Origin of the sequence: Nostocoides sp. (genome assembly GCF_037045025.1) — a bacterium.
Lineage (GTDB): Bacteria > Actinomycetota > Actinomycetes > Actinomycetales > Dermatophilaceae > Nostocoides_A.
On the sequence record NZ_JBAOHM010000015.1, the window covers coordinates 517,137 to 536,208 of the forward strand.

Below are 19,072 nucleotides of genomic sequence, written 5' to 3' on the forward strand. Positions count from 1 at the left end.
AACAACATAGTTGCTCAGCTATTCCGAGTCAGGAGGAGTCGCCCTCGGGCCCGTCAGTGGCCGCCCTTGGCGAGGTAGTCGGGGCCGTCGTAGTGCAGGTTCAGGCTCGCGATCCTCCCGTCGGCAAAGGTGAAGAACTCGGCGAAGCGGACCGATCCGCCGGGCATTTCGGCGTCGTAGAGAACGGCGGAGCCGTTGGCGTCGTGGACATCACGCACGATGGCGATCCCCTGGGTTGTCTCGATGAAGCCCGCGACGCCGTGCAGGAAGCCCTCAGTCGCGTCCGACAGGTGTCCGGCGAGCGAGCCGGTGAAATCGAGGTGTTCCGACAGCAGGGGTCGCAGGACGGCGCCGTCGCCATAACGATCGGCGCCGCCGGTGAGGACGCGGTAGTACTCCTGGAGGACGGGAGGGGCCTCGGCAGAGAGAATGCTCGTCACGATCACGTTCCTTTCGTTGTCGCTGTTCGTCACTATATAATCTCTAGCGTCCACTAGAGTTTGTCAAGGAGTCCCGTGAAGTCGTATGGACAGCTCTGCGCCGTCGCGCGCGCGCTCGACGTTGTCGGCGACCGCTGGACGCTGCTGATCGTGCGGGAGCTATTGATCCGCGAGTCGGCCCGGTTCACCGATCTGCAGACCGGGCTCCCGGGGATCGCGCCCAATCTGCTTGCCCAGCGGCTGCGCACCCTTGAGGACGAGGGAGTGGTCATGCGTGAGCTTGCAGTGCCACCGGCGAGCGGTTCGGCATACCGGCTGACGACTCGGGGGCGCGCCCTCGACGGCGTCGTCCGCGAGCTGTTGAAGTGGGGCGCACCAACCGTGCCGGACGCACCGCCGGACGCCATCTTCCAGATGCACTGGCTGAGCATGCCCGCGCAATTCCTGCTCGCCGACCGCGAGCCCGACGGACCCGCAATTACGATCCGTTTTGGTGACCCACGCGACGGGTTCGACGTCCGCGCTGGAGTCAGCCACGGCCTGCACATCGGCCCGTGTCAGAGCGACCGGGTTCCGGGCCTGACGATAACCGGCCCCGGTCCCGCCTTGGCCGGCCTCATCCAAGGACGAATTCCCTTGCAGCACGCAGAAAAACTCGGCATCCGTTTTACGGGTGATGCAGCCATCCTCGAACGGCTTCTGCCCCAATCATCTTGACGCCCGTCCTCGATGAACGGTCCACAGCACGCGCACAGGTTGGGTTCTCTAGCCTAGGAGTTCAGCTGCCGTTCGCCGCACCGTCGGCCCGATCGAAGGGGATTACTCAATGAGGCCGTCTCGACACCCGAGCTACGAAGGACGCCCGCTGCCACGCCCGGACGAGGAGCTCTTCGAGCAGGGATTGGCTTTCGACCTGGATACCATGAACCGCCGCCGCGCCCTGCGCATCCTCGGAATGGGCGCGGGTGCGTTGACTCTGGCGGCCTGCGGGAATAGAGACGAATCGACGTCGCCGACCAGCTCCTCGACGTCCGGGACATCGTCCGCCCAGTCTTCATCTGCCCAGGCTTCATCCAGCGGCGATGTCACCGAGATCCCCGACGAGACCGCCGGTCCCTACCCCGGGGACGGATCCAACGGTCCGGATGTCCTGGAGATGGATGGCGTTGTGCGACAAGACATAACGACCAGCTTCGGTGACTACACCGGGACGGCCGAAGGCATTCCGGCGACCGTGGCGCTCACCGTGACCGACATGGCTAGCGTGCCCATGGTGGGCGCGGCCGTCTATGTCTGGCACTGCAACCGGGACGGCAACTACTCGCTCTATTCCGAAGGCATCACCGAGCAGAACTACCTGCGCGGAGTCCAAGCCACCGACGCCACTGGAAAGGTCAGCTTCACGAGCATCTTCCCTGCGTGCTACTCCGGGCGCTGGCCCCACATCCACTTCGAGATCTACTCCGATCTCGACTCGATCAGCGACTCGACGAACGCGATCGCCACCTCGCAGATCGCCATACCGCAGGATGCCTGCGACGCCGTCTATGCCACAAGCGGGTATGAGCAGTCGGTGAGCAATCTGGCGCAGCTGTCCCTTGCCACGGACAACGTCTTCGGCAACGACTCCGCCGCGCATCAGTTGGCCACGATGAGCGGCGATGCGCAGGCTGGCTACACGATCGCCCTCACCGCGGCTGTCGACACTACTACCGAGCCGACCGGGGGGAGTGCTCCCGGGGGTCCGCCACCGGGCTGACCCGTAACGTCGAGGGGTCCCCGACCTGACGCGACGTGGCCGAGGGGGAGCCGGACGCTCCGAAGTGGAAGACTCCTCGGCTGTGGAAGAGCATTCGTTCGTCTATGGCACGCTGGCTCCCGGCCGTCCCAACGAGCACCTGCTGCGAGAATCGCGGCGCGAGGGTTGACGCAGCCGTGACTCACCTCCTCAGCACGTTGATGCCGTTGTGCCTGGCCGCGGGAATCAGCCCGGTGATGTTCAGTGAGCAGCTGCTTCTCGTCAGCGGGCGCGGCGGGCGCCGCTCGGCAACGGCATTCGCCGCGGGCACCGTGGCCGTCCTGGCCGTGCTGACCGCGCTGGTCGTGACCGTCGGCGGGTCGCTGTCGCTGCCCCGCACACCGACCCTCAGCGCGCGGCTCGACGTGGCGCTTGGCGGGCTGCTGTTGGCGCTGGCGGCGCTCGTCCGCAAACGCGCACCCCGGCCTCCGAAGCCGGCCACCACCGAGCCAGATCGGAGTGTGGCAAGTGCCTTTGGGTTCGGGGTGTTCTCGATGGCAACCAACCTCACCACGCTCCCGCTCGTGATCGCCGCGGCCAAGGACATTGCCGCCAGCGGAGTCTCCGTGGTGTGGATGGCACTCGCCATCGCCCTGTTGCTGATCGGTGGGTGCTTGCCCGCGTGGACTCCCCTTGTGCTGGAACGAGTTCCGGGAGGACAACGCACGATGGCCGCGATCTCCGACACTCTCGACCGTCATGGCAGGTCGCTTGTCGTCCTTGCGCTCGGCGGCGCCGGTGTGCTGTTCGTGTCCAAGGGGTTGCTGGCGCTGTGAGCCCAGGGTTGCGCTGCGGCGAACTCCGCTCGCAGCGCGGCGCTGTGCTCTCCGAGCGCGGGCACGGCCCCCATCGCCGATTCGTGGCGTGGGTCGATCACCGGCGGCAACAGCGCTGGGGCGGGCCCGCCAGGTGTGTGGACTTGCCGGCACCGATGCCGAGCGACGACCTGGGGATGATCGAAGATCTCCTGGGGTGGGCGCAGGCGGGCGTTGGCGATCTCGGCTGCCTCGAGCCGGACCTCAACCTCGTTGACCCCCCAGCCGGCAAAGGCTGCCTCGATGATCGCGGTGAGCGATTCGACGTTCGCGACGCGGTCGACATTGCACGCAAATCGCGGGTCGGTGGCAAGTTCGGGACGTCCGAGGACCTCGTGGCAAAACCGGCTCCACTCGCGCTCGTTCTGGATGCCGAGAAAGACGGTCGCGCCATCGCCCGCCCGATGCGGCCCGTATGGGGCTATCGATGGATGCCGGGCGCCGGTCCGCCGCGGCTGCTCGCCGGTGAAGGCGGCGAAATACGCCGGTTGACTCATCCACTCGCCGAGAGCGTCGAGCATCGCGATGTGCAGACTAGCGCCCTCGCCGGTTGCCCGCCGCTCGTACAGTGCGGTCAGGATCCCGCTGAAGGCATACATGCCCGTCGCGATGTCCGCGATCGACAAACCGGCCTTCGCCGGCTCCGTCGGGCTGCCGGTTGTCAGGACGAGGCCCGTCTCGCACTGGAGCAGTAGGTCGTAGGCCTTCTTGCGCTCATACGGCCCGCCGGACCCGTAGCCGGAAATCACGCAATGGATCAGCCCGGGGTGCCCGGTGCGCACGCTCTCGGCGTCGAGCCCCAGCCGCTGCGCCGCACCCGGCGCCAGGTTGTGCACGAAAACGTCGGCCGCGGCGATCATGGCGTTCAGGACGACACGATCGGTCCCCTCCTTGACATCCAGGGTGATCGATTCCTTGCCCCGGTTCAGCCAAACGAAGTAGCTGGACTCGCCGTGCACCGTCCGGTCGTAGTGCCGGGCGAAATCTCCCCCGTCCGGACGCTCGATCTTGATAACGCGCGCGCCGAGGTCGGCCAAATGCCGCGTCGCCAAGGGAGCCGCAACGGCCTGTTCGAGGGTGACGACGGTGACGTCCGCCAGCGGGAGCGACGCACCTGGAACCTCGGGCCGCAGCGACCCATCCGGCGTCGAGGTGGTCTTGGCTCGGTCTTCGGGGACTGCGCCCACACCTGGTTCCCTTTCTGGGCTGGGGACCGGCAGCGCTCCTGCCGGGCGACGATCCGGAACCTCCGCGGGTGCGGAGCCGAGCCAGGCCGGGTCAGCGATCTGACTCGATGACCTTCGTGAAGAAGACCCGGTGCCAGCCCTGGTCCTGCCTGCGGCCGGTTTCGAGGTAGCCCAACTGCGGATACCACTCCAAATTGTCGGACATGGCCGCGTTCGTGTACAGGGTGACGGTCTTGAGCCCGAGTTCGCGCGCCTCCTGTTCGGCTCGCGCAATCAGTTGCCGACCCACGCCGTGGCCGTGGTGATCCGGGTGCACGGCAACGGTGTCGATCTGCAGCCGATCGGCTACGACCTCGCAGACCACACAACCCACGATGTGGCTATCCCGTTCCACCACCCACGATCGTGAGGCCGACAGCAGGCCGTCATAGCTTTGGTGAAGCGGAGCGGGCGGCGGGGAGACCACCCCCAGGTATGGCGCGAAGGCCGCTCGGATAATCGACTCGACCTGGACGAGATCGTCACGAGTGGCACGCCGCAACACCAGATCGGAATACTCCGGCAGCATCCCGGAAGTCTCTCGAGAGTCTCGCTGGTCGGTTACCGGCTCCTGCTCTCCGTGAGGGAGACCCGGCCCACCTCGACGGTGTCAACGCTGGAGGTTCCCACATGCACGACCACCTCGCCCGGGGGGAGGACGAAGTCCCGAGCGGCATACGACCAAACCGACAGCGGATGGTTGGTCGCGCCGGGATCGATGACGATCTCGACCGCCTCACTTTGCGTGGGATCGAGCGCGACCTTGGCAAACCCGACGAGCCGCTTGGGCGGCTGGCCCTGCGCCGGGAGGCCGAGATAAACCTGGACCACCTCGGCACCCGGCACCGGCCCGGTGTTGGTGACCGTCGCCCGCACGGTCAGCAGCGACACTCCTGGCTCGCTGCCCGCGTCGACCGCCAGGTCGGACACCTCGAAGGTGGTGTAGGACAGCCCGAAACCAAACGGGAACAGCGGCTCGATACCCCGCGCCTGATACCACCGGTAGCCCATCTCGAGGCCCTCCGAGTAGCGCATCGTTGGCCACCCTTCGCCCTCGTCGACGCCGGGATAGCGGGAGGGGTTATTTCCGGTCGGGTTGTCCGCCAACGACTTCGGATAGGTCGTCGGCAACTTGCCGGACGGGTTGACTACGCCGAAGAGCAAATCACCGACCACGTGGCCGTCCTCGGTGCCCTGGTTCCACACCTCCAGGACCGTGTGTGCCTCCTCGATCCACGGCATCGCCACCGGGCTGGCGTCCTTCAGGACGACGACAGTCCGCGGGTTGGCCGCGAGCACGGCGGCGACGAGTCGGTCTTGGTCGTGGGGCAGGTCGATGGCCGCCCGGTCGGCGCCCTCGGTGGCAACCACGCCGACCATCAAGACCACCACGTCGGCGTCGGCGGCCGCCGCGACGGCGTCGTCCAGATTGGCCAGATCCCTGCCCACGATGAACTGCTCCGCGCTCGCGGACCCGCCGAGATCGGCGATGACGTCGCGCAGGCCGGGAAGCGGATCGACCGTATAGAGCGGGTCGACCTTGGACGAGCCGCCCCCGCCTTGGCAGGCGAATTCGGCATACGTCGACTGGCCGACGATGAACAGCCGGCCGGCATCGGGCCGCAACGGCAAGAGCGCCTCGTCGTTCTTGAGCAGGACGGCGATCTGTCCGCCGATCCGGCGCGAGATCGCGCCATGTCCGGCAGCGTCAATTTCACCCGGGGCATAGGGCCGCTCGAAGTGGCCGAAGCGGAACATCTGGGTGAGCCGGCGCACGAGGGCCCGGTCGACGGTCTCGATCTCCAGGCTGGTGTCGTTGAGGGCGTTCTTGACGTTGTCCTCGTTGAGCCACTTGGCGTCAGGCATCTCGTGGTCCATCCCGGCGCCCAACGAGGCCGCGGCTGAACGGCACGACCAGAAGTCGCTCTGCACATACCCCTCGAAGCCCCATTCGCGGCGCAGAACATCGGTGAGCGTGTAGCGGTTCTCGGTTGCGTAGGTCCCGCGAATCCGGTTGTAGGCGCTCATGATCGCCGCGATATCGGCATCCTTGACGACCATTTCGAAGGGCAGCAGATAGAGCTCGCGCAGGACGTGCTCGTCGACCTCGACGCTGGTGCGGAAGCGCTCGTTCTCGGTGTCGTTCACGACATAGTGCTTGGCCATGGCGATGACGTCATGGGACTGCAGGGCCTTGGTGACCTCCACGCCCATAACGCCGGTGAGATAGGGGTCCTCGCTGAAGTACTCGAAGTTCCGTCCGCCGGTGGGCAGGCGGTGCAGGCACAGGCCTGGGCCTTCGAGGACGTGCTGGCCGAGCGTCGCTGTCTCGCTCCCGATGATGTCGCCGTATGCCGCTGCCAACGCAGGATCGAAGCCGGCGGCGACGCCGATCGTCATCGGGAGGGAGGTCGCCGGGGGCGATGGGGTGCCGTCGCCCATCCCGACCCCGACCGGGCCGTTGGTGATGCGGAAGCGAGGTATGCCGAGGTCGTCGATGGCCGCGACGTGCCGCTCCACCCGGATCTGGGCGGCGAGCTGCTCCATCTCCTCGGGGGTCTCGGCGTGAGCGTCGAGGCCATAGATGTCGATGGTCTCCATTGCCCCATGCAGTTGGGCGATCTTCTGCTCCAGGGACATTGCTGCAACCAGTGCCTCGGCGCGGTCGCGAGGCGGGCGTGTCGGATCGAGCCAGGTGCGGTCGTCGGTGATCACGAGCCCATTTAACTCCGCCGTGGTCAATCGCGCACGGGCTCGGCGCGACCGACGTTTGAGCAGCGTTGACGGATCGGGCCGCGCGTCATGATTGCAGACTCGGCGTCGACGGGGCCCGTCACCCCGGCGTGCGATCCCTTGCCTGGTGCCGCACTCCGGCGACGTGTTCGCGCAACTCGGAGCGCTCCAATGTCGCCGTCGTGGCCAGGCCGGCCACGATTCCCCAGAAGGCGGACGAGATATTCAAGACGGTGATATTGCTGATCGTCACCAACAGGCAGACCAGGGCTCCGAAGGTGAACCGGCCGGCGAAAGCCGTGACAAAGGCTCCCCGCAGTGCTTGCAGCATGGCGAGCCCGGCGATGGCCGCGATGAACGCCGCCGGCGCCGCGAGCATGATCCGCACGGTCACCGGCGCGAGGATGCCGAAGGCCACGGAGAGAACTCCGCAAACGATCGCGCCCGTGTATTGGCGCCGCCGCTCGCCCGAGTCCACCAACAGGGCGTTGGCCGGGCCGGCGAGGCACGTGGAGACGGCCCCGACAGCCCCGGCGGCGACCGACCAGATACCACACACGATCGTGATGACGTTCATCGGCGGGTGGTGACCGGCCTCGGTGAGCACAGCGCGGCCCTGGCCGTTCTGGACGACGAGCACGGTGATAGCCAACGGCACGACGAGTTCGAGGAGGGCCTGGGCGGTGAACTGCGGGGCCTGCAGCTCCGGGCGCACGATCCAGTGCGACACGGTCAACGGCGGCCATGCCCCGCTAAGGAGGACGGCGAGCATGCCCACGACCAGGGCGCCGAGAACGGGCGGCACCCAGTGCGCGAGCCGCGGGCGCGCCGCGACGATGAGATAGGCGAGCGTCATGGGCACGACCACCCACGGCAGGGCAACCATCGCGGTGAACAACTCGACGCCGAATTTGAGGAAGACCCCGGCCACCATCGCCATCACGATGGGCATCGGCAGGAGCGCCATCGTGTCCCGCACGTGTCCACTGAGCCCGAGCACGGTCATCAGGACCCCGGTCACGAGGAAGGCGCCGAGGACCTGCGACCACGGCAGGTGGATGAGCGCGGTGCCGACCACGACGGCCCCGGGAATGGTCCAAAAGAACGCCAACGGCTGCTGATAGAGCCACGAGGTGATGATCGTGAGGACGCCGTTAAACACAAAGGCCCCAAAAATCCACGAGGAGGTCTCACGGTCACCGAGGTCGCCGGCTCGGGCGACGCTGAGAATGATGGCCACTGGACCGGTTACGGCAAATAGCCACGCGACGACGCCGGCCGACACCGAGTGCACGGTCACGTCACGAGCAACGTCGCTCGCGGACAACCACGGTGCTGGCGGCCGTTCGTACCGGTGTTGGGCACCGTGGCGGGCCTTACTCACTGCCATGGCGATCAGTCTCCCGCAGCCCCCGTCACCGCGCAGCCGGACCGGCGCCGGCACGCGCGCTCATCCACACCCCCGAGCGGGTCATCCACCGCATGGACTTCGTGCACAGTCCCCCGGCGCTGCTGACCTACCTGCAGCACCGGGCCACCATCCCCGATTACCAAGTCCGGTGGCGCTGGGAAGCCGGCTCCGTCGCGATCTGGGACAACCGCTCGACCCAGCACTACGCCGTCATGGACTACTGGCCCGGCCGGCGCCGGATGGACGCGCCGGCATCTGCGGCGACCGGCAGGTCGGCGGCTCGATTTCGTTCGTCCCCGGGGGAGACGGCGCCGACGCGAAGTGGCTCAGTGACGACACCCGGCACCTCCTCGCCGAGCTCGACCCCAAACCCGATCAGGTCACCATCGCCATCAACACCAACCAGATGAACATCATGGAGCTGATGACCGCCGACGACATCCGCGGCACCTCCTTCGAGCGTCCCGACCTGGCGCGCACCTATGCCGAGATGACCGTCCCCGCCGGCCCCGAGTGGGTCGCCGAACACCTGTTGCGGTTGCGCGCCAACGATATTCAGCCGCACCTCCAGCTGGCAAATATCGCCCAGCTCGAGACCGTCGAGCGGCTCGTGCGGCGCGGCATCTACCTCGGACCACTGAACATCACCTGGGTCGCCATCGGCGGCGGCTTCGACGGCCCGAGCCCCTACAACATGATGGAGTTCATCCGCCGCGTGCCGGACGGCGCCACCTTGACGCTGGATTCCATCCAGCGAAATGTGTTGCCCGTCAACGCGATGGCCGTGGCCATGGGCCTGCACACCCGCTGCGGCAACGAGGACACCCTGTGGGGCCAGAAGGACGTGCGCGCCACCTCGGTCGAGCAGATCGAGCAGATTGTGCGCCTCGCTATGGAGATGGGCCGCGGCATCGCCGACGCCAAGGACGCTCGCGACCAATACCGCATCGGCACCTGGTATGACGACGTCGACGACACCCTCGCCCGCCTCGGCTTCCCGCCCAACCGCAAGCCCGATCAGCTGGGCTTCCTCATGCACGCCTGACCCACGGCCGAATCCGATTAGGAGACAAAGATGTCCACGATGACGCCGGTGACCACCACCGAGGCCCCGCCCACTGTCAGTTCCGCACCAGTCGAGCCCGTCGCCGTCAGCGCGGTGCGCTCGCGCTTCTTCCCCAGGCTCGTCTTCGGGCTCACCTTCGCCCTGCTGCTGTCGGACTACATGTCCCGGCAGGTGCATGCGGCGGTCTTCCCCTTCCTCAATTCCGAATGGGGCCTGTCCGACACCGCTCTCGGCACACTCAACAGCGTCGTGTCCATCGCCGTCGGCCTGCTGGCGGTCCCCCTCTCCGTCCTCGGGGACCGCTTCGGCCGGGCCCGGGCCATCATCGCGATGGCCGGGGTCTGGATTCTGGCGACGCTCGGGTCGGCCTGAGCCTCCAACTACGGTGAGCTGCTCGCCGCCCGCGTCCTCGTCGGAGTGGGCGAGGCGGCATACGGCAGCATCGGCCTGGCCGTCGTCTCCCTCGTCTTCAAGCCGCACCTGCGCTCGACCCTCTCGGGCGCCTTCCTCGGCGGCGGGGCGTTCGGGTCGGTCCTCGGCGTGCTCATCGGCGGGATGATCGCCGTGCGCTATGGGTGGCGGCCGGCGTTCGTCGTCATGGGCGTTCTCGGGCTCGTTCTCGCGGTCATCTATGCGTTGACGATCACCGAGAAGCGCCTACTGGACCACGAAATCCCCGACGCGGCAGCGCATTTGGAGCCGGAGTCGGCGACGCTGATGACGCGGGCACGCTTCCGGACGCTGTTCTCGACGCCTGCGGTCATCATGGCCTACCTCGGCAGCGGACTGCAGCTGTTTATGACCGGCACGCTGCTCGCGTGGCTGCCGAGCTTCTTCAACCGAACCTATGGCATGGCGCCCGACCGGGCCGGCAAGCTCGCGGCGCTCTATCTGCTCCTGCTCGGCGTCGGCATGGTCGGAACGGGCATCATCAGCGACTGGGTCAGCCGCCACCGTGCGGAACGCAAGTGGACCAGCTCGATCCTGTATGCCGTGATCGCCCTGACCTTCTTCGTCGCAGCGTTCTCGTTGCGGCCGGGTGGCGTACAGCTCGGCTGCTCGCCGTGGCCGCCTTCTTCTGTTCCGGCCCCGCCGGGCCGGCCGGCGCCATGGTCGCCACCTTGACCGTCCCCTCGATCCGGGCGTCGGCGTTCGCAACGTTATCCCTCGCCAACAACCTGCTCGGGCTGGCGCTCGGCCCGATAGTCACCGGCCGGATCGCGGATTCCCTCGGGCTGGCCGGCGCGCTACGGATCGTGCCCTGGGTCGGCGTGCTGGCGATCCCCGCCCTCCTCGTCGGCTGGCGCACCCACCACTCGAGCCTGACCCGCCTCGGTCTGGCCGGTCCCGGTGTCGACACCGGCGATCCGGATGCCGACGCTGCCGCGACGGCCGCTGCCCCGCGGGTCGCGCCGTGACCGTGATCTTGGTGCCGGGTCTGCGTGGCCCCGGCGCCGGAGCACTTGCAGGAGCATGTGGCGCGGGATTCGGGAGCGGTGCACCTGCGAACCGACCGCACTCCCCTCGACCTCGCCGGTCGTATGCAGGACTTGGACGCCGCTGTCGCCCAAGCTGATTCACCGGTTGTCCTGGTGGCTCACAGCGCGAGCTCCCTGACTGCTGTGCACTGCGCGGCGTGGGGCACCACCTCGCGGGTCACCGCGGCGCTGCTTGTGACCCCGCCCACCCTCACGGCCGAGCTGCCCGCGGCATACCCGCGGCTGGCCGACCTCGGCGCGCACGGCTGGCTGCCGCTCCCGGCCGAGCGGTTGCCCTTTCCGGCGGCGGTCGGCGTCAGCGACCGACCCGCTCAGGCCGGTGCCGGACGTCCTCGCGCTCGCAGAGGCATGGGGCGCCGAGGTGGTGCGGCTCGGTTCCGTGGGGCACGCCAACCCCTCGTCGGGGTATGGCGCGTGGCCGGGCATCGCGGCACTCATTGCCTCGCTCCAGGCGCGGGTGGGGGCGATGAGCGCCGCCGTGGACACTGCTCCCGTGCGTCCCGTGCCCGCTCCCCCGCATCCCGGGGCCTCCGTCGCCGGGGACGGGCCGGGCCGCGGGCAGCTGAGGTGGCTGCCCGGTGTGGCGCTGGCGTTCACCGTGTCGGCGGCCGCCCAGCTGGCCCACCGCGGCGCGCCGCTGATCAACGCCGTGCACGTGTGCATCCTCCTCGGGGCGCTGGCGGGCAACCTCGGCCGGTTGCCGGCGGCCCTCGCTCCCGGGCTGGCCGTGGCCGCGCGCCGAGTGCTGCGGATCGGGATCGTGCTGCTCGGGTTGCAGCTCTCGCTCGGGCAGCCTTGCGCGCGAAGTGGCGGTAGGCGAGCGCGAGGCAGATCGTGCTGCTCGGGTTGCAGCTCTCGCTCGGGCAGCGGCTGCTGATCGCGTGCGGGTTCTCGATCTGCGGGGCCGCGGCGATTGCCGCCGTCGAAAGCGTCGCCGATCCGAAGGAGGAGGATGTCGTCGCGAGCATCGCGCTCGTCGTCGTCTTCGGGACGCTGATGATCCCGCTGCTCCCCCTGCTGGCGCCGGCGCTCGGCTTCGATGCCAACGGTAGCGCCCTGCTCGCCGGGGCCTCGATTCACGAGGTCGCCCAGGTGGTCGCCGCCGGATCGCTGCTTGGCCCGGACGCCGTCGGCCCGGCAATCGTCGTCAAGCTCGCCCGCGTCGCCCTCCTCGCCCCCGTGGTGTTGGGCGTCTCCTGGTGGGCGCGGCGCTCGGCGGCTGCCCAGGCTGCCGCCGGCTCTGCACCGCTCGATGCTGCCGGCAAGCGCAGGCCTGCGCTGGTGCCACTGTTCCTCGTCGGGTTCCTGGCCGCCTCGCTGGGGCGCACCGTGCTCGCACCCGCCGCGACCGTTCTCGACGCCGCCGCCCTGCTGCAGGGCCTGTGCCTGGGGGCAGCGATGTTCGCCCTCGGCGTCTCGGTGCGGGTGGCCACCCTCCGCCTCCTCGGCCCCCGGCCGCGCTCCTCGGGCTGCTCGCCACCCTCCTCGTCATCGCCATCGCCGCCACCGGCCTCCACCTCGTGTAGGCCGCGGCAAGCAATCCGTCGAGCCTCATACGGGCGTCAACGGATGGGGCGGGCCGGCGGGAATTTCGACGGTGATCACGTCCCCGGGCCGGACCACCCCACCGGTTTCGACGACGGCCATGATGCCGGCCTTGCGGACCACCGGCTGCCCGTCGACCGTCAGCGCGCCTCCGGTCGGACCGAGCCTGACCTCGGAGTCGGTGCGCACGCCATCCGGGCGCCCGACGACGACCCGCAGCAGCCCCGGGCGGAAGGCATTGATCTGCTGGCAGGGATTGCGCAGGCCGGTCACCCTCAACACCGCGTCACCGATGCGCACCCGCGTGCCGACCGGGAGGACGAGCAGGTCGAGGCCGGCGGTCGTGATGTTCTCGCCCAGGTCACCCGGAGCGAGCGCGTAGCCGCGCTCTGCCGCTTGGGCGAACAATTCGCTGTGGATGAGGTGGACCTGCCGGAGGTTTGGCTGCGCCGGGTCCTTCCGGACCCGCGAGCGGTGCTTCACCGTCGTCCCCGAGTGTGCATCTCCCTCGACCCCCAGACCGGCGACGAGCGTGATCGCGGCCTGCGCCGGTTTGCTGAAGCGGTGATCGGTGTCTCGACAGACGGCGACCACCCTCGCCGGCATCTCGGTCGCGGTGTCGTGAATTGGCATGCGCCCAGTGTGGCGCGAGCGCCTAGGGTGTTGCGGATGGGGATCGAGAACATCGTCATCCAGGCCCGCGACGTCGAACGCACCGGCCGCTTCTGGTCGGACGCGCTCGGACTCATCGATAATCTCGCCACGGCCGATTCCTACGAGGGGCGGCTGCAGATTCTCGGCGGGCCCTGGTTCGACATCTGCCTCGAACCGGTCACCGATCCCCCGCCCCCGCGGTGGCGCCTGCACCTCGACCTGTTCAGCGGCGCCGACCAGGACGCCGTGGTCGACCGCTTGCTCGCGCTCGGGGCAACGACCGTGGACATCGGCCAGCGGGATGTCCCTTGGGTCGTCCTCGCCGACCCGGACGGAAACGCTTTCTGCGTCATGGAGGAGCGCGCGGCCTATTGCGACACCGACCCCATCGCGGCGCTCCCCCTCGATTGCGTGGACCCACAGCGAGAAGCGCAGTTGTATGCCGCCCTCACCGGCTGGGTGCCCGCCGACGGGATCGCTCCGGTCACCATGCGGCACCCGAGCCTGCGGGGACCGCTCTTGGAGTTCTGCCCGGAGCCGGCGCCCAAAGAGCGGCAGAACCGCACCCACCTTGATGTCCGACCCGAGGCCGACGGGCCGGACCAGGCCGAGCTTGTCGCCCTCGCCCTATCCCTGGGCGCAACCAAGGCCCAGGAGGCGTGGGCCCACGGGCATTCGTGGGTCGTTATGCGGGACCTGTCCGGCAACGAGTTCTGCATCCTGGCCGACCCGTAACAACAGTGGAGTCGCGCGCTCGTTTCAGTCCTGCGACTTCAGGAGCTTCATCGTCAGGCGGGAGTCGACGCGAGCGATGGCGGGATCGCCCATGAGCTTGGTCGTCAACCACCGTTCGTAGGCTTCGGCGTCGGCGACCCGGACGCGCAGGAGGTAGTCCGGCAGCCCGAACATCCGGCGCAACTCGACGACCTCCTCCATGGCGCACACCCGCGCCTCGAAATCGACCACGGTGGTCCGGTCCTTGGCTCGGATCTCGGCATTGACGATGACCTCGAAACCGCGGCCGAGTCGCCCCGGGTCGATGCGGGCGACATAGCCGGTGATGACGCCGTCGGCCTCAAGGCGGCGGACCCGACGAAGGCACGGAGCCGGGGTAAGGCCGATGCGATCGGCGAGGTCTTGGTTGCTGAGTCGACCGTCGCGCGCCAGGTTGTCGAGTATTGCCTTATCTATCCGATCCACCTTAGGATTATTGCGGCGCGGGCGCTATTGAGCAGGAATTCACGACTTGAGGGTGCTCAACCCGCACGGCGTGGCCGTCACCATACGGTCAGGGTTGTGGGCGTGAACTCGATGACGAGCGAGAATTGCTCGGCGAAGGCGTTCAAACCCATGCCGAAGCGCTCCATCGCGGCGGCATACTTCGCGGTGTAGGACTCCCGGATTTCGGGCAGCCACTCGGTGGAACTGCGGTTGCTGATCGCGGCCGTTCCGGTGAGCACCACGACGCCGTTGCCGGTCTCGTCCGTATGCAGATGCAGCAGCGTGTGCGGCGCGTTGCGGACATTCTCGACCTTCTGAGTGATCGGCTCGCTCATGATCAGCGCTCGGTTGCCCTGCCACAGGAACCACACCGGCACGGCGTGCGGGCGCCCGTCGGGGCGGACGGTGGTGAGCCACCCGATGATGTCGGACTCGAGGCGCTGCTGCACCGTCTCGGCGGACGCCTCGGAGGTATCGAGTGGGAAGGTGTCGGGACTCATGGGCCCTAACGCTACGTGCCAACACCGACGACACCGTTGACGCCGGTGAGCTCGGGGCCGGCCACCACGGTCGCCGCGGGACAACGGGTTTTCTCAGCCGGCTGTGGCCGCCCGTTCGGCGCGCACGAGCACGGGACGCGAGAGCGCGATGATGAGCACGGCGAGGCCGCCGGCCAGCACCGGCACGGCATACGCCTCCTGGGCACCGAGATGCTCCACCGCCCAACCCGCGATTGCCGTGCCGAGCGAGATCCCGACGAGAATTCCGGTGACGGCAATCGCCAGGCCCTCGGTGACCAAGGCCCGCGGCAGGATTCGCTGGCTGAGCGTCATCGCGGTGATGAGGAGCGGGGCGGTGGCGCAGCCGGCCACGAGCATGACGCCAGCCAGCCACCACAACGACGGAGCGAAGAGGGCGGGCACCTCAAGCACGGCCATGGCGGCCGCAGTCAACCCGAGCCGCTTAGCGAGGCTCGAGCCGAAGGTGCGGGCGCCGTAGGCAAGACCGGCAATCATCGACCCCAGGGCAAATAGGGCAAGAACGACGGAGGAGAACGGCTTTTGCCCTGCCTCGTCCGCGACGGCCACCGCGACCACCTCGTTCCCGCCGAAGATGACGCCGGTCATCGTCAGCGCCATGGTGACGGGCACCAGGCCCGGGCAACGGACCGCCAGCCCGGCCGGGCGCTCGTGATGGGGGACGACGACCGGCTCCGTGGCCCGGTTCTGTAGCACGACGAAGGTCCCGACGCCGAAGAGGATCGCCGCGGCGAGCAGGCCCGCCTCGGGGAGAACGAGGGTGGACAGACCGACCGCGATGACCGGCCCGAGGACGAATCCCGCCTCGTCGGCGACCTGCTCGAAGGACATGGCGACGTGCAACCGGTCGGGCTGATCGCGCAGAACGTAGGCCCAGCGGGCCCGGGTCAGGGGGCCCATCTCCGGCAGGCAGGCGGACGCGGCATACGTGACGAAGAGCGTCCACACCGGCGCGTCCGCGAGCGAGCACGCCGTGCACGCCACGGAAAAGAGGAAGGAGGACACCATGAACGGCAGAGCGACCCGCCGCTGACCGTATTTGTCGATGAGCCGGCCGATCAGCGGGCCGGCCGCGGCAAGGACCAACACACCAACGGCAGACACCGCGCCCGCCAGCCCATAGGACCCGCGCCGGCTGCTGACCATGACGATGACGGCAACGCCAAACATCGCGCCGCCTACACGGGCCAGGAAGGCGCCGACGATGAACGGACCGATGCCAGGGATCGTGACGAGCGACCGATAGGGAGCGAACACGATGCACCATTGTCCGCCAGGTCGGCAGTGGTGCCGGTCGGCCATGCGGTGGCTACTACTCCATACCGGCGAGAACCTTGTCGAGGGCAGCCGTCAGCATGCCAACCTCAGCCGCGCTCAACTGATCAAAGAGGAGCCGTCGCACCTCCCGCACGTGCCCCGGGGCGGCCTGCTCGATCGATGAGCGTCCGGATGCGGTGATCGCCACGAAGGCGCCGCGGCCGTCCTCGGGGCACCCCGCCCGGGCGACGAGGCCGCGCCGCTCCATCCGCGAGACGTGGTGGGAGAGGCGCGAGCGCTCCCATTGCAGTCCGGCGGCCAGATCGCAGACGCGGACCCGGCCATCGGGGCTCTCACTCAGGTGCACCAGCACCTCGAAGTCCGGCAGGGACAGCTCGGAGTCTCGCTGCAACTCCCGGTGGAGGCCGGCGGACAACAACAGGTTCACGCGAATCCAGCGCCGCCAGAGCGCTTGCTCGCTGTCGGTGAGCCAGACATTCGCGGTTGCCATTGGTCCATCATACGGAATAGTTGACATATCACCTAAGGTGCGTCATGCTAAAGGTGACACATCACCAAATCTCGATAAGTGAAGGACCGACATGACCATCACCGCCCCCGCGACCCTTGCCGAGCTGACCGGAACGTGGACCCTCGACCCGGCACACACCCGGATCGGCTTCGTCGCCCGGCACGCGATGGTGACCAAGGTCCGCGGCTCCTTCAACGAGTTCGAGGGCACAGCGGTCGTCGACGGAGGCAACCTGGCCGCGTCGTCGGTGACCGTCACGATCCAGGCCGCGAGCATCGACACACGCAACGAGCAGCGTGATGAGCACCTGCGCAGCAACGACTTCCTGTCGCTGGCGGAGCACCCGACCATCACCTTTGTCTCCACCGGCGTCGAGCCGAGCGGCAACACGAGCGTCAACATCACGGGTGACCTGACCATCAAGGGCGTGACGAACACCGTGACGGTTCCCTTCGAGTTCGACGGTGCGGCCACCGACCCGTTCGGGAATCTCCGCGCCGGCTTCGAGGGCGCGGTCACCATCAACCGCAAGGACTACGGAATCACCTGGAATGCCGCGCTGGAGACCGGCGGCGTCCTGGTCGGCGAGAAGGTCGTCCTGGAGTTCGAGGTTTCGGCGATCAAAGCCGGCTGATCATTGCGTAGGATTCGCCAGAAGTCGGGAGTTATTGCGCCGGAAGAGCTGATGGACAATAACTCGCCATCGAATTGCGCGGGCCGTTCTCTAGAATTGCGTTATGGCACACCTGCACAGTCTGTCTCTTCGCCAGCCGCGCTTCACCCTCCCCGGACTGGGTAGCTTCCGGTTGGGAGGGTCCGGCTCGTCCGGTTCGACCCCGGCACATCGATGGGGTCGCGGGAGCCTCGCCGCGGCATACCCCAGCGATGCGGACCTGCGCCGCGTGTGCGCCGAGCTGCAGTTCCGGGCGCAACAGGACTGACATCAGATGACGAACGGCGCGATGAGAAATCCCAGCCCCACGGTGACGATGATCGAGACGGTTCCGGGGATGACGAACGGGTGGTCGAGGACGAATTTGCCCACGCGCGTGGAGCCGGTGTCATCCATTTGCATCGCCGCAACCGTCGTCGGGTAGTTGGGGAGCAGGTAGTAGTTCGCGACGGCCGGGTAGCTGGCGAGCAGCGCCACGCCAGGCAATCCGAGTTTGACCATCAGTGGCATGAAGGCGATCGTCGTCGCCGCGTGCGAGAACATCAGCGGTGCAGCGAAATAGAAGAACACGGCGAGCAGCCACGGCTGGCTCTGCAGCGGGCCCTCGAGCGCCGAGCGGATCTCGTCGACGTAGTTGTTGACGAACACGTTGCCGAGCCAGGCCAGCCCCATGATGCAGATGGCCGCGGTCATACCGGCCTTGAACGTGCCCTGATCGGCGATCGAGGCCGTGGGTTTGCGCGCGACCAGGCAGATGATCGCTGCGGTGGAGAGCATGATCGTCATGATCGCGGAGGTCGAGTCCATCACCGGATCGTCGACGATGCCGAGTTGCTTGGACGTCACGGTCGCATAGGAGACCACGGCGATCAGCGCGGCGAAGAAGATCCACAGACTCGGCACCGCGCTGCGCGCTGGGGTGTATGCCGCATCACCGGCCACGCTCTTGGCCACCAGGCCCTTGGCCATCCGCTCCTGATAGACGGGGTCGTCCTTGAGTTCGACCCCCATCCGCGAGGCGACGACGGCCCCGACCAGGCAACCGAGGAAGGTCGTCGGGATGACAACGGCGAGACACTGCAAGTAGCCAATATTCAACGGTTCGAGCGCGGCCACCAAGGCCACCATCGCCGCCGAGATGGGCGAGGCCGCCACGGCGACCTGCGAGGCCACGACCGCGATCGACAGCGGGCGGGACGGGCGAATTCCCCGCTCCTTGGAAACATCGACGATGACCGGGATGACGGAGTATGCCGTGTGCCCAGTCCCGCACAGCAGCGAGAGCATGTAGGTGACGAACGGCGCAAGGTAGGTGATTTGCTGCGGATGCTTGCGCAACAACGCCTCGGTCAGGTGCACGAGATGGTCGATGCTGCCGGCGACCTGCAGCGCGGCGACCGTGCAGATCACCGACATGATGATGCCGATCACCGCCCACGGGACATCCTCCGCCGCCTTGGTATGCAGCCCGGTCGCAGCCAAGAGGAGGACGCCGGCGCCGCCGGCAAGTCCAATCCCGATGCCACCCAGCCGAGCCCCAACAACGATGAACAGCAATGCGATGAGCAGGTGGAACCAGATCACGGCAACCTCGGTGTCGGTCGAGTTCAGTGCGCGGCAGGGCTGACCCGCGCAGTTGGCCTGACGAGTCTCCTCCTACCCG

The 19,072-nt window shown here is 67.9% G+C and carries 20 protein-coding genes and 4 pseudogenes; 13 read left to right on the forward strand and 11 right to left on the reverse strand.

The window, feature by feature from the left end:
* Positions 1-53: 53 nt before the first annotated feature.
* Entirely contained in the window at positions 54-440 is a 387-nt protein-coding gene (locus tag V9G19_RS21475; protein WP_462287437.1) for a hypothetical protein, read from the reverse strand.
* Positions 441-515: 75 nt separating this feature from the next.
* Between V9G19_RS21475 and V9G19_RS21480 the strand changes: the two genes are divergently transcribed.
* The 3 genes from V9G19_RS21480 to V9G19_RS21490 all read left to right on the forward strand — a co-directional run bounded on the left by V9G19_RS21480 (position 516) and on the right by V9G19_RS21490 (position 3,014).
* A complete protein-coding gene (locus V9G19_RS21480) occupies positions 516-1,157 on the forward strand; it encodes a winged helix-turn-helix transcriptional regulator (protein WP_462287438.1) in 642 nt (213 codons plus the stop codon).
* A gap of 109 nt (positions 1,158-1,266) precedes the next feature.
* Positions 1,267-2,199, forward strand: coding sequence for an intradiol ring-cleavage dioxygenase (locus V9G19_RS21485; RefSeq protein WP_462287439.1), 933 nt, complete (start codon positions 1,267-1,269; stop codon positions 2,197-2,199).
* Between the two features lie 176 nt (positions 2,200-2,375).
* Positions 2,376-3,014, forward strand: coding sequence for a GAP family protein (locus tag V9G19_RS21490; protein WP_462287440.1), 639 nt, complete (start codon positions 2,376-2,378; stop codon positions 3,012-3,014).
* Here V9G19_RS21490 and V9G19_RS21495 read toward each other — a convergent pair.
* The 4 genes from V9G19_RS21495 to V9G19_RS21510 all read right to left on the reverse strand — a co-directional run bounded on the left by V9G19_RS21495 (position 2,936) and on the right by V9G19_RS21510 (position 8,312).
* Positions 2,936-4,240, reverse strand: a complete 1,305-nt coding sequence (locus V9G19_RS21495; RefSeq protein ID WP_462287441.1) for a CaiB/BaiF CoA transferase family protein — start codon at positions 4,238-4,240, stop codon at positions 2,936-2,938. The two genes, V9G19_RS21490 and V9G19_RS21495, sit on opposite strands and share 79 nt — an antisense overlap.
* A 91-nt stretch (positions 4,241-4,331) precedes the next feature.
* Complete coding sequence (locus V9G19_RS21500) at positions 4,332-4,808, reverse strand: GNAT family N-acetyltransferase (protein WP_462287442.1); 477 nt, start codon at positions 4,806-4,808, stop codon at positions 4,332-4,334.
* Positions 4,809-4,840: 32 nt separating this feature from the next.
* The gene (locus tag V9G19_RS21505) at positions 4,841-6,994 is read right to left on the reverse strand and encodes a beta-glucosidase (protein ID WP_462287443.1); all 2,154 of its coding nucleotides are present in this window, start codon (positions 6,992-6,994) and stop codon (positions 4,841-4,843) included.
* Positions 6,995-7,112: 118 nt separating this feature from the next.
* On the reverse strand, positions 7,113-8,312 hold the full coding sequence (locus V9G19_RS21510; RefSeq protein ID WP_462287444.1) for a benzoate/H(+) symporter BenE family transporter: 1,200 nt from the start codon (positions 8,310-8,312) through the stop codon (positions 7,113-7,115).
* A gap of 182 nt (positions 8,313-8,494) precedes the next feature.
* On the opposite strand from V9G19_RS21510, the pseudogene V9G19_RS21515 reads away from it, so the two are divergent.
* The 7 genes and pseudogenes from V9G19_RS21515 to V9G19_RS21545 all read left to right on the forward strand — a co-directional run.
* Positions 8,495-8,605 (forward strand): annotated as a pseudogene (locus V9G19_RS21515) (taurine dioxygenase); the annotation flags it as partial.
* Positions 8,572-9,468 carry a 3-keto-5-aminohexanoate cleavage protein gene (locus V9G19_RS21520; RefSeq protein ID WP_462287445.1) on the forward strand — a complete coding sequence of 299 codons (897 nt, stop codon included), beginning with the start codon at positions 8,572-8,574 and terminating at the stop codon, positions 9,466-9,468. The pseudogene V9G19_RS21515 and the gene V9G19_RS21520, both read left to right, overlap by 34 nt.
* A gap of 180 nt (positions 9,469-9,648) precedes the next feature.
* Positions 9,649-10,614 (forward strand): annotated as a pseudogene (locus V9G19_RS21525) (MFS transporter).
* Positions 10,611-10,907 (forward strand): hypothetical protein, encoded by a 297-nt coding sequence (locus V9G19_RS21530; RefSeq protein WP_462287446.1) that lies wholly within the window; start codon positions 10,611-10,613, stop codon positions 10,905-10,907. The pseudogene V9G19_RS21525 and the gene V9G19_RS21530 overlap by 4 nt, the downstream one beginning before the upstream one ends.
* Positions 10,908-10,985: 78 nt before the next feature.
* A pseudogene (locus V9G19_RS21535) lies at positions 10,986-11,367 on the forward strand (RBBP9/YdeN family alpha/beta hydrolase); the annotation flags it as partial.
* An 87-nt stretch (positions 11,368-11,454) separates the two neighbouring features.
* Positions 11,455-11,865 carry a putative sulfate exporter family transporter gene (locus V9G19_RS21540; RefSeq protein WP_462287617.1) on the forward strand — a complete coding sequence of 137 codons (411 nt, stop codon included), beginning with the start codon at positions 11,455-11,457 and terminating at the stop codon, positions 11,863-11,865.
* Positions 11,823-12,386, forward strand: a pseudogene (locus V9G19_RS21545) (putative sulfate exporter family transporter); the annotation flags it as partial. The gene V9G19_RS21540 and the pseudogene V9G19_RS21545, both read left to right, overlap by 43 nt.
* A 153-nt stretch (positions 12,387-12,539) precedes the next feature.
* On the opposite strand, the gene V9G19_RS21550 reads toward V9G19_RS21545, so the two are convergent.
* On the reverse strand, positions 12,540-13,139 hold the full coding sequence (locus V9G19_RS21550; protein WP_462287618.1) for an MOSC domain-containing protein: 600 nt from the start codon (positions 13,137-13,139) through the stop codon (positions 12,540-12,542).
* A gap of 63 nt (positions 13,140-13,202) precedes the next feature.
* Between V9G19_RS21550 and V9G19_RS21555 the strand changes: the two genes are divergently transcribed.
* On the forward strand, positions 13,203-13,922 hold the full coding sequence (locus V9G19_RS21555; protein WP_462287619.1) for a VOC family protein: 720 nt from the start codon (positions 13,203-13,205) through the stop codon (positions 13,920-13,922).
* Between the two features lie 24 nt (positions 13,923-13,946).
* On the opposite strand, the gene V9G19_RS21560 is transcribed toward V9G19_RS21555, so the two are convergent.
* The 4 genes from V9G19_RS21560 to V9G19_RS21575 all read right to left on the reverse strand — a co-directional run bounded on the left by V9G19_RS21560 (position 13,947) and on the right by V9G19_RS21575 (position 16,715).
* Entirely contained in the window at positions 13,947-14,387 is a 441-nt protein-coding gene (locus tag V9G19_RS21560; protein WP_462287447.1) for an Lrp/AsnC family transcriptional regulator, read from the reverse strand.
* A gap of 77 nt (positions 14,388-14,464) precedes the next feature.
* The gene (locus V9G19_RS21565) at positions 14,465-14,908 is read right to left on the reverse strand and encodes a pyridoxamine 5'-phosphate oxidase family protein (RefSeq protein ID WP_462287448.1); all 444 of its coding nucleotides are present in this window, start codon (positions 14,906-14,908) and stop codon (positions 14,465-14,467) included.
* 93 nt (positions 14,909-15,001) lie between these two features.
* Positions 15,002-16,204: an MFS transporter gene (locus tag V9G19_RS21570; RefSeq protein WP_462287449.1), complete on the reverse strand. Its 1,203-nt coding sequence runs from the start codon at positions 16,202-16,204 to the stop codon at positions 15,002-15,004.
* A 55-nt stretch (positions 16,205-16,259) separates the two neighbouring features.
* Positions 16,260-16,715, reverse strand: coding sequence for a MarR family winged helix-turn-helix transcriptional regulator (locus tag V9G19_RS21575; protein WP_462287450.1), 456 nt, complete (start codon positions 16,713-16,715; stop codon positions 16,260-16,262).
* A 91-nt stretch (positions 16,716-16,806) separates the two neighbouring features.
* Here V9G19_RS21575 and V9G19_RS21580 point away from each other — a divergent pair, with 91 nt between their 5' ends.
* Positions 16,807-17,370, forward strand: a complete 564-nt coding sequence (locus V9G19_RS21580; protein WP_462287451.1) for a YceI family protein — start codon at positions 16,807-16,809, stop codon at positions 17,368-17,370.
* A gap of 103 nt (positions 17,371-17,473) precedes the next feature.
* Positions 17,474-17,677, forward strand: coding sequence for a hypothetical protein (locus V9G19_RS21585; RefSeq protein WP_462287452.1), 204 nt, complete (start codon positions 17,474-17,476; stop codon positions 17,675-17,677).
* A 2-nt stretch (positions 17,678-17,679) separates the two neighbouring features.
* On the opposite strand, the gene V9G19_RS21590 is transcribed toward V9G19_RS21585, so the two are convergent.
* Entirely contained in the window at positions 17,680-18,993 is a 1,314-nt protein-coding gene (locus V9G19_RS21590; protein WP_462287453.1) for an anaerobic C4-dicarboxylate transporter family protein, read from the reverse strand.
* Between the last annotated feature and the right edge of the window lie 79 nt (positions 18,994-19,072).

Coding starts and splice junctions, on each gene's coding strand:
- V9G19_RS21565 (WP_462287448.1), bottom strand. CDS start 14,908: ATGAGTCCCGACACCTTCCCACTCGATACCTCCGAGGCGTCCGCCGAG.
- V9G19_RS21500 (WP_462287442.1), bottom strand. CDS start 4,808: ATGCTGCCGGAGTATTCCGATCTGGTGTTGCGGCGTGCCACTCGTGAC.
- V9G19_RS21555 (WP_462287619.1), top strand. CDS start 13,203: ATGGGGATCGAGAACATCGTCATCCAGGCCCGCGACGTCGAACGCACC.
- V9G19_RS21550 (WP_462287618.1), bottom strand. CDS start 13,139: ATGCCGGCGAGGGTGGTCGCCGTCTGTCGAGACACCGATCACCGCTTC.
- V9G19_RS21580 (WP_462287451.1), top strand. CDS start 16,807: ATGACCATCACCGCCCCCGCGACCCTTGCCGAGCTGACCGGAACGTGG.
- V9G19_RS21540 (WP_462287617.1), top strand. CDS start 11,455: ATGAGCGCCGCCGTGGACACTGCTCCCGTGCGTCCCGTGCCCGCTCCC.
- V9G19_RS21585 (WP_462287452.1), top strand. CDS start 17,474: ATGGCACACCTGCACAGTCTGTCTCTTCGCCAGCCGCGCTTCACCCTC.
- V9G19_RS21485 (WP_462287439.1), top strand. CDS start 1,267: ATGAGGCCGTCTCGACACCCGAGCTACGAAGGACGCCCGCTGCCACGC.
- V9G19_RS21575 (WP_462287450.1), bottom strand. CDS start 16,715: ATGGCAACCGCGAATGTCTGGCTCACCGACAGCGAGCAAGCGCTCTGG.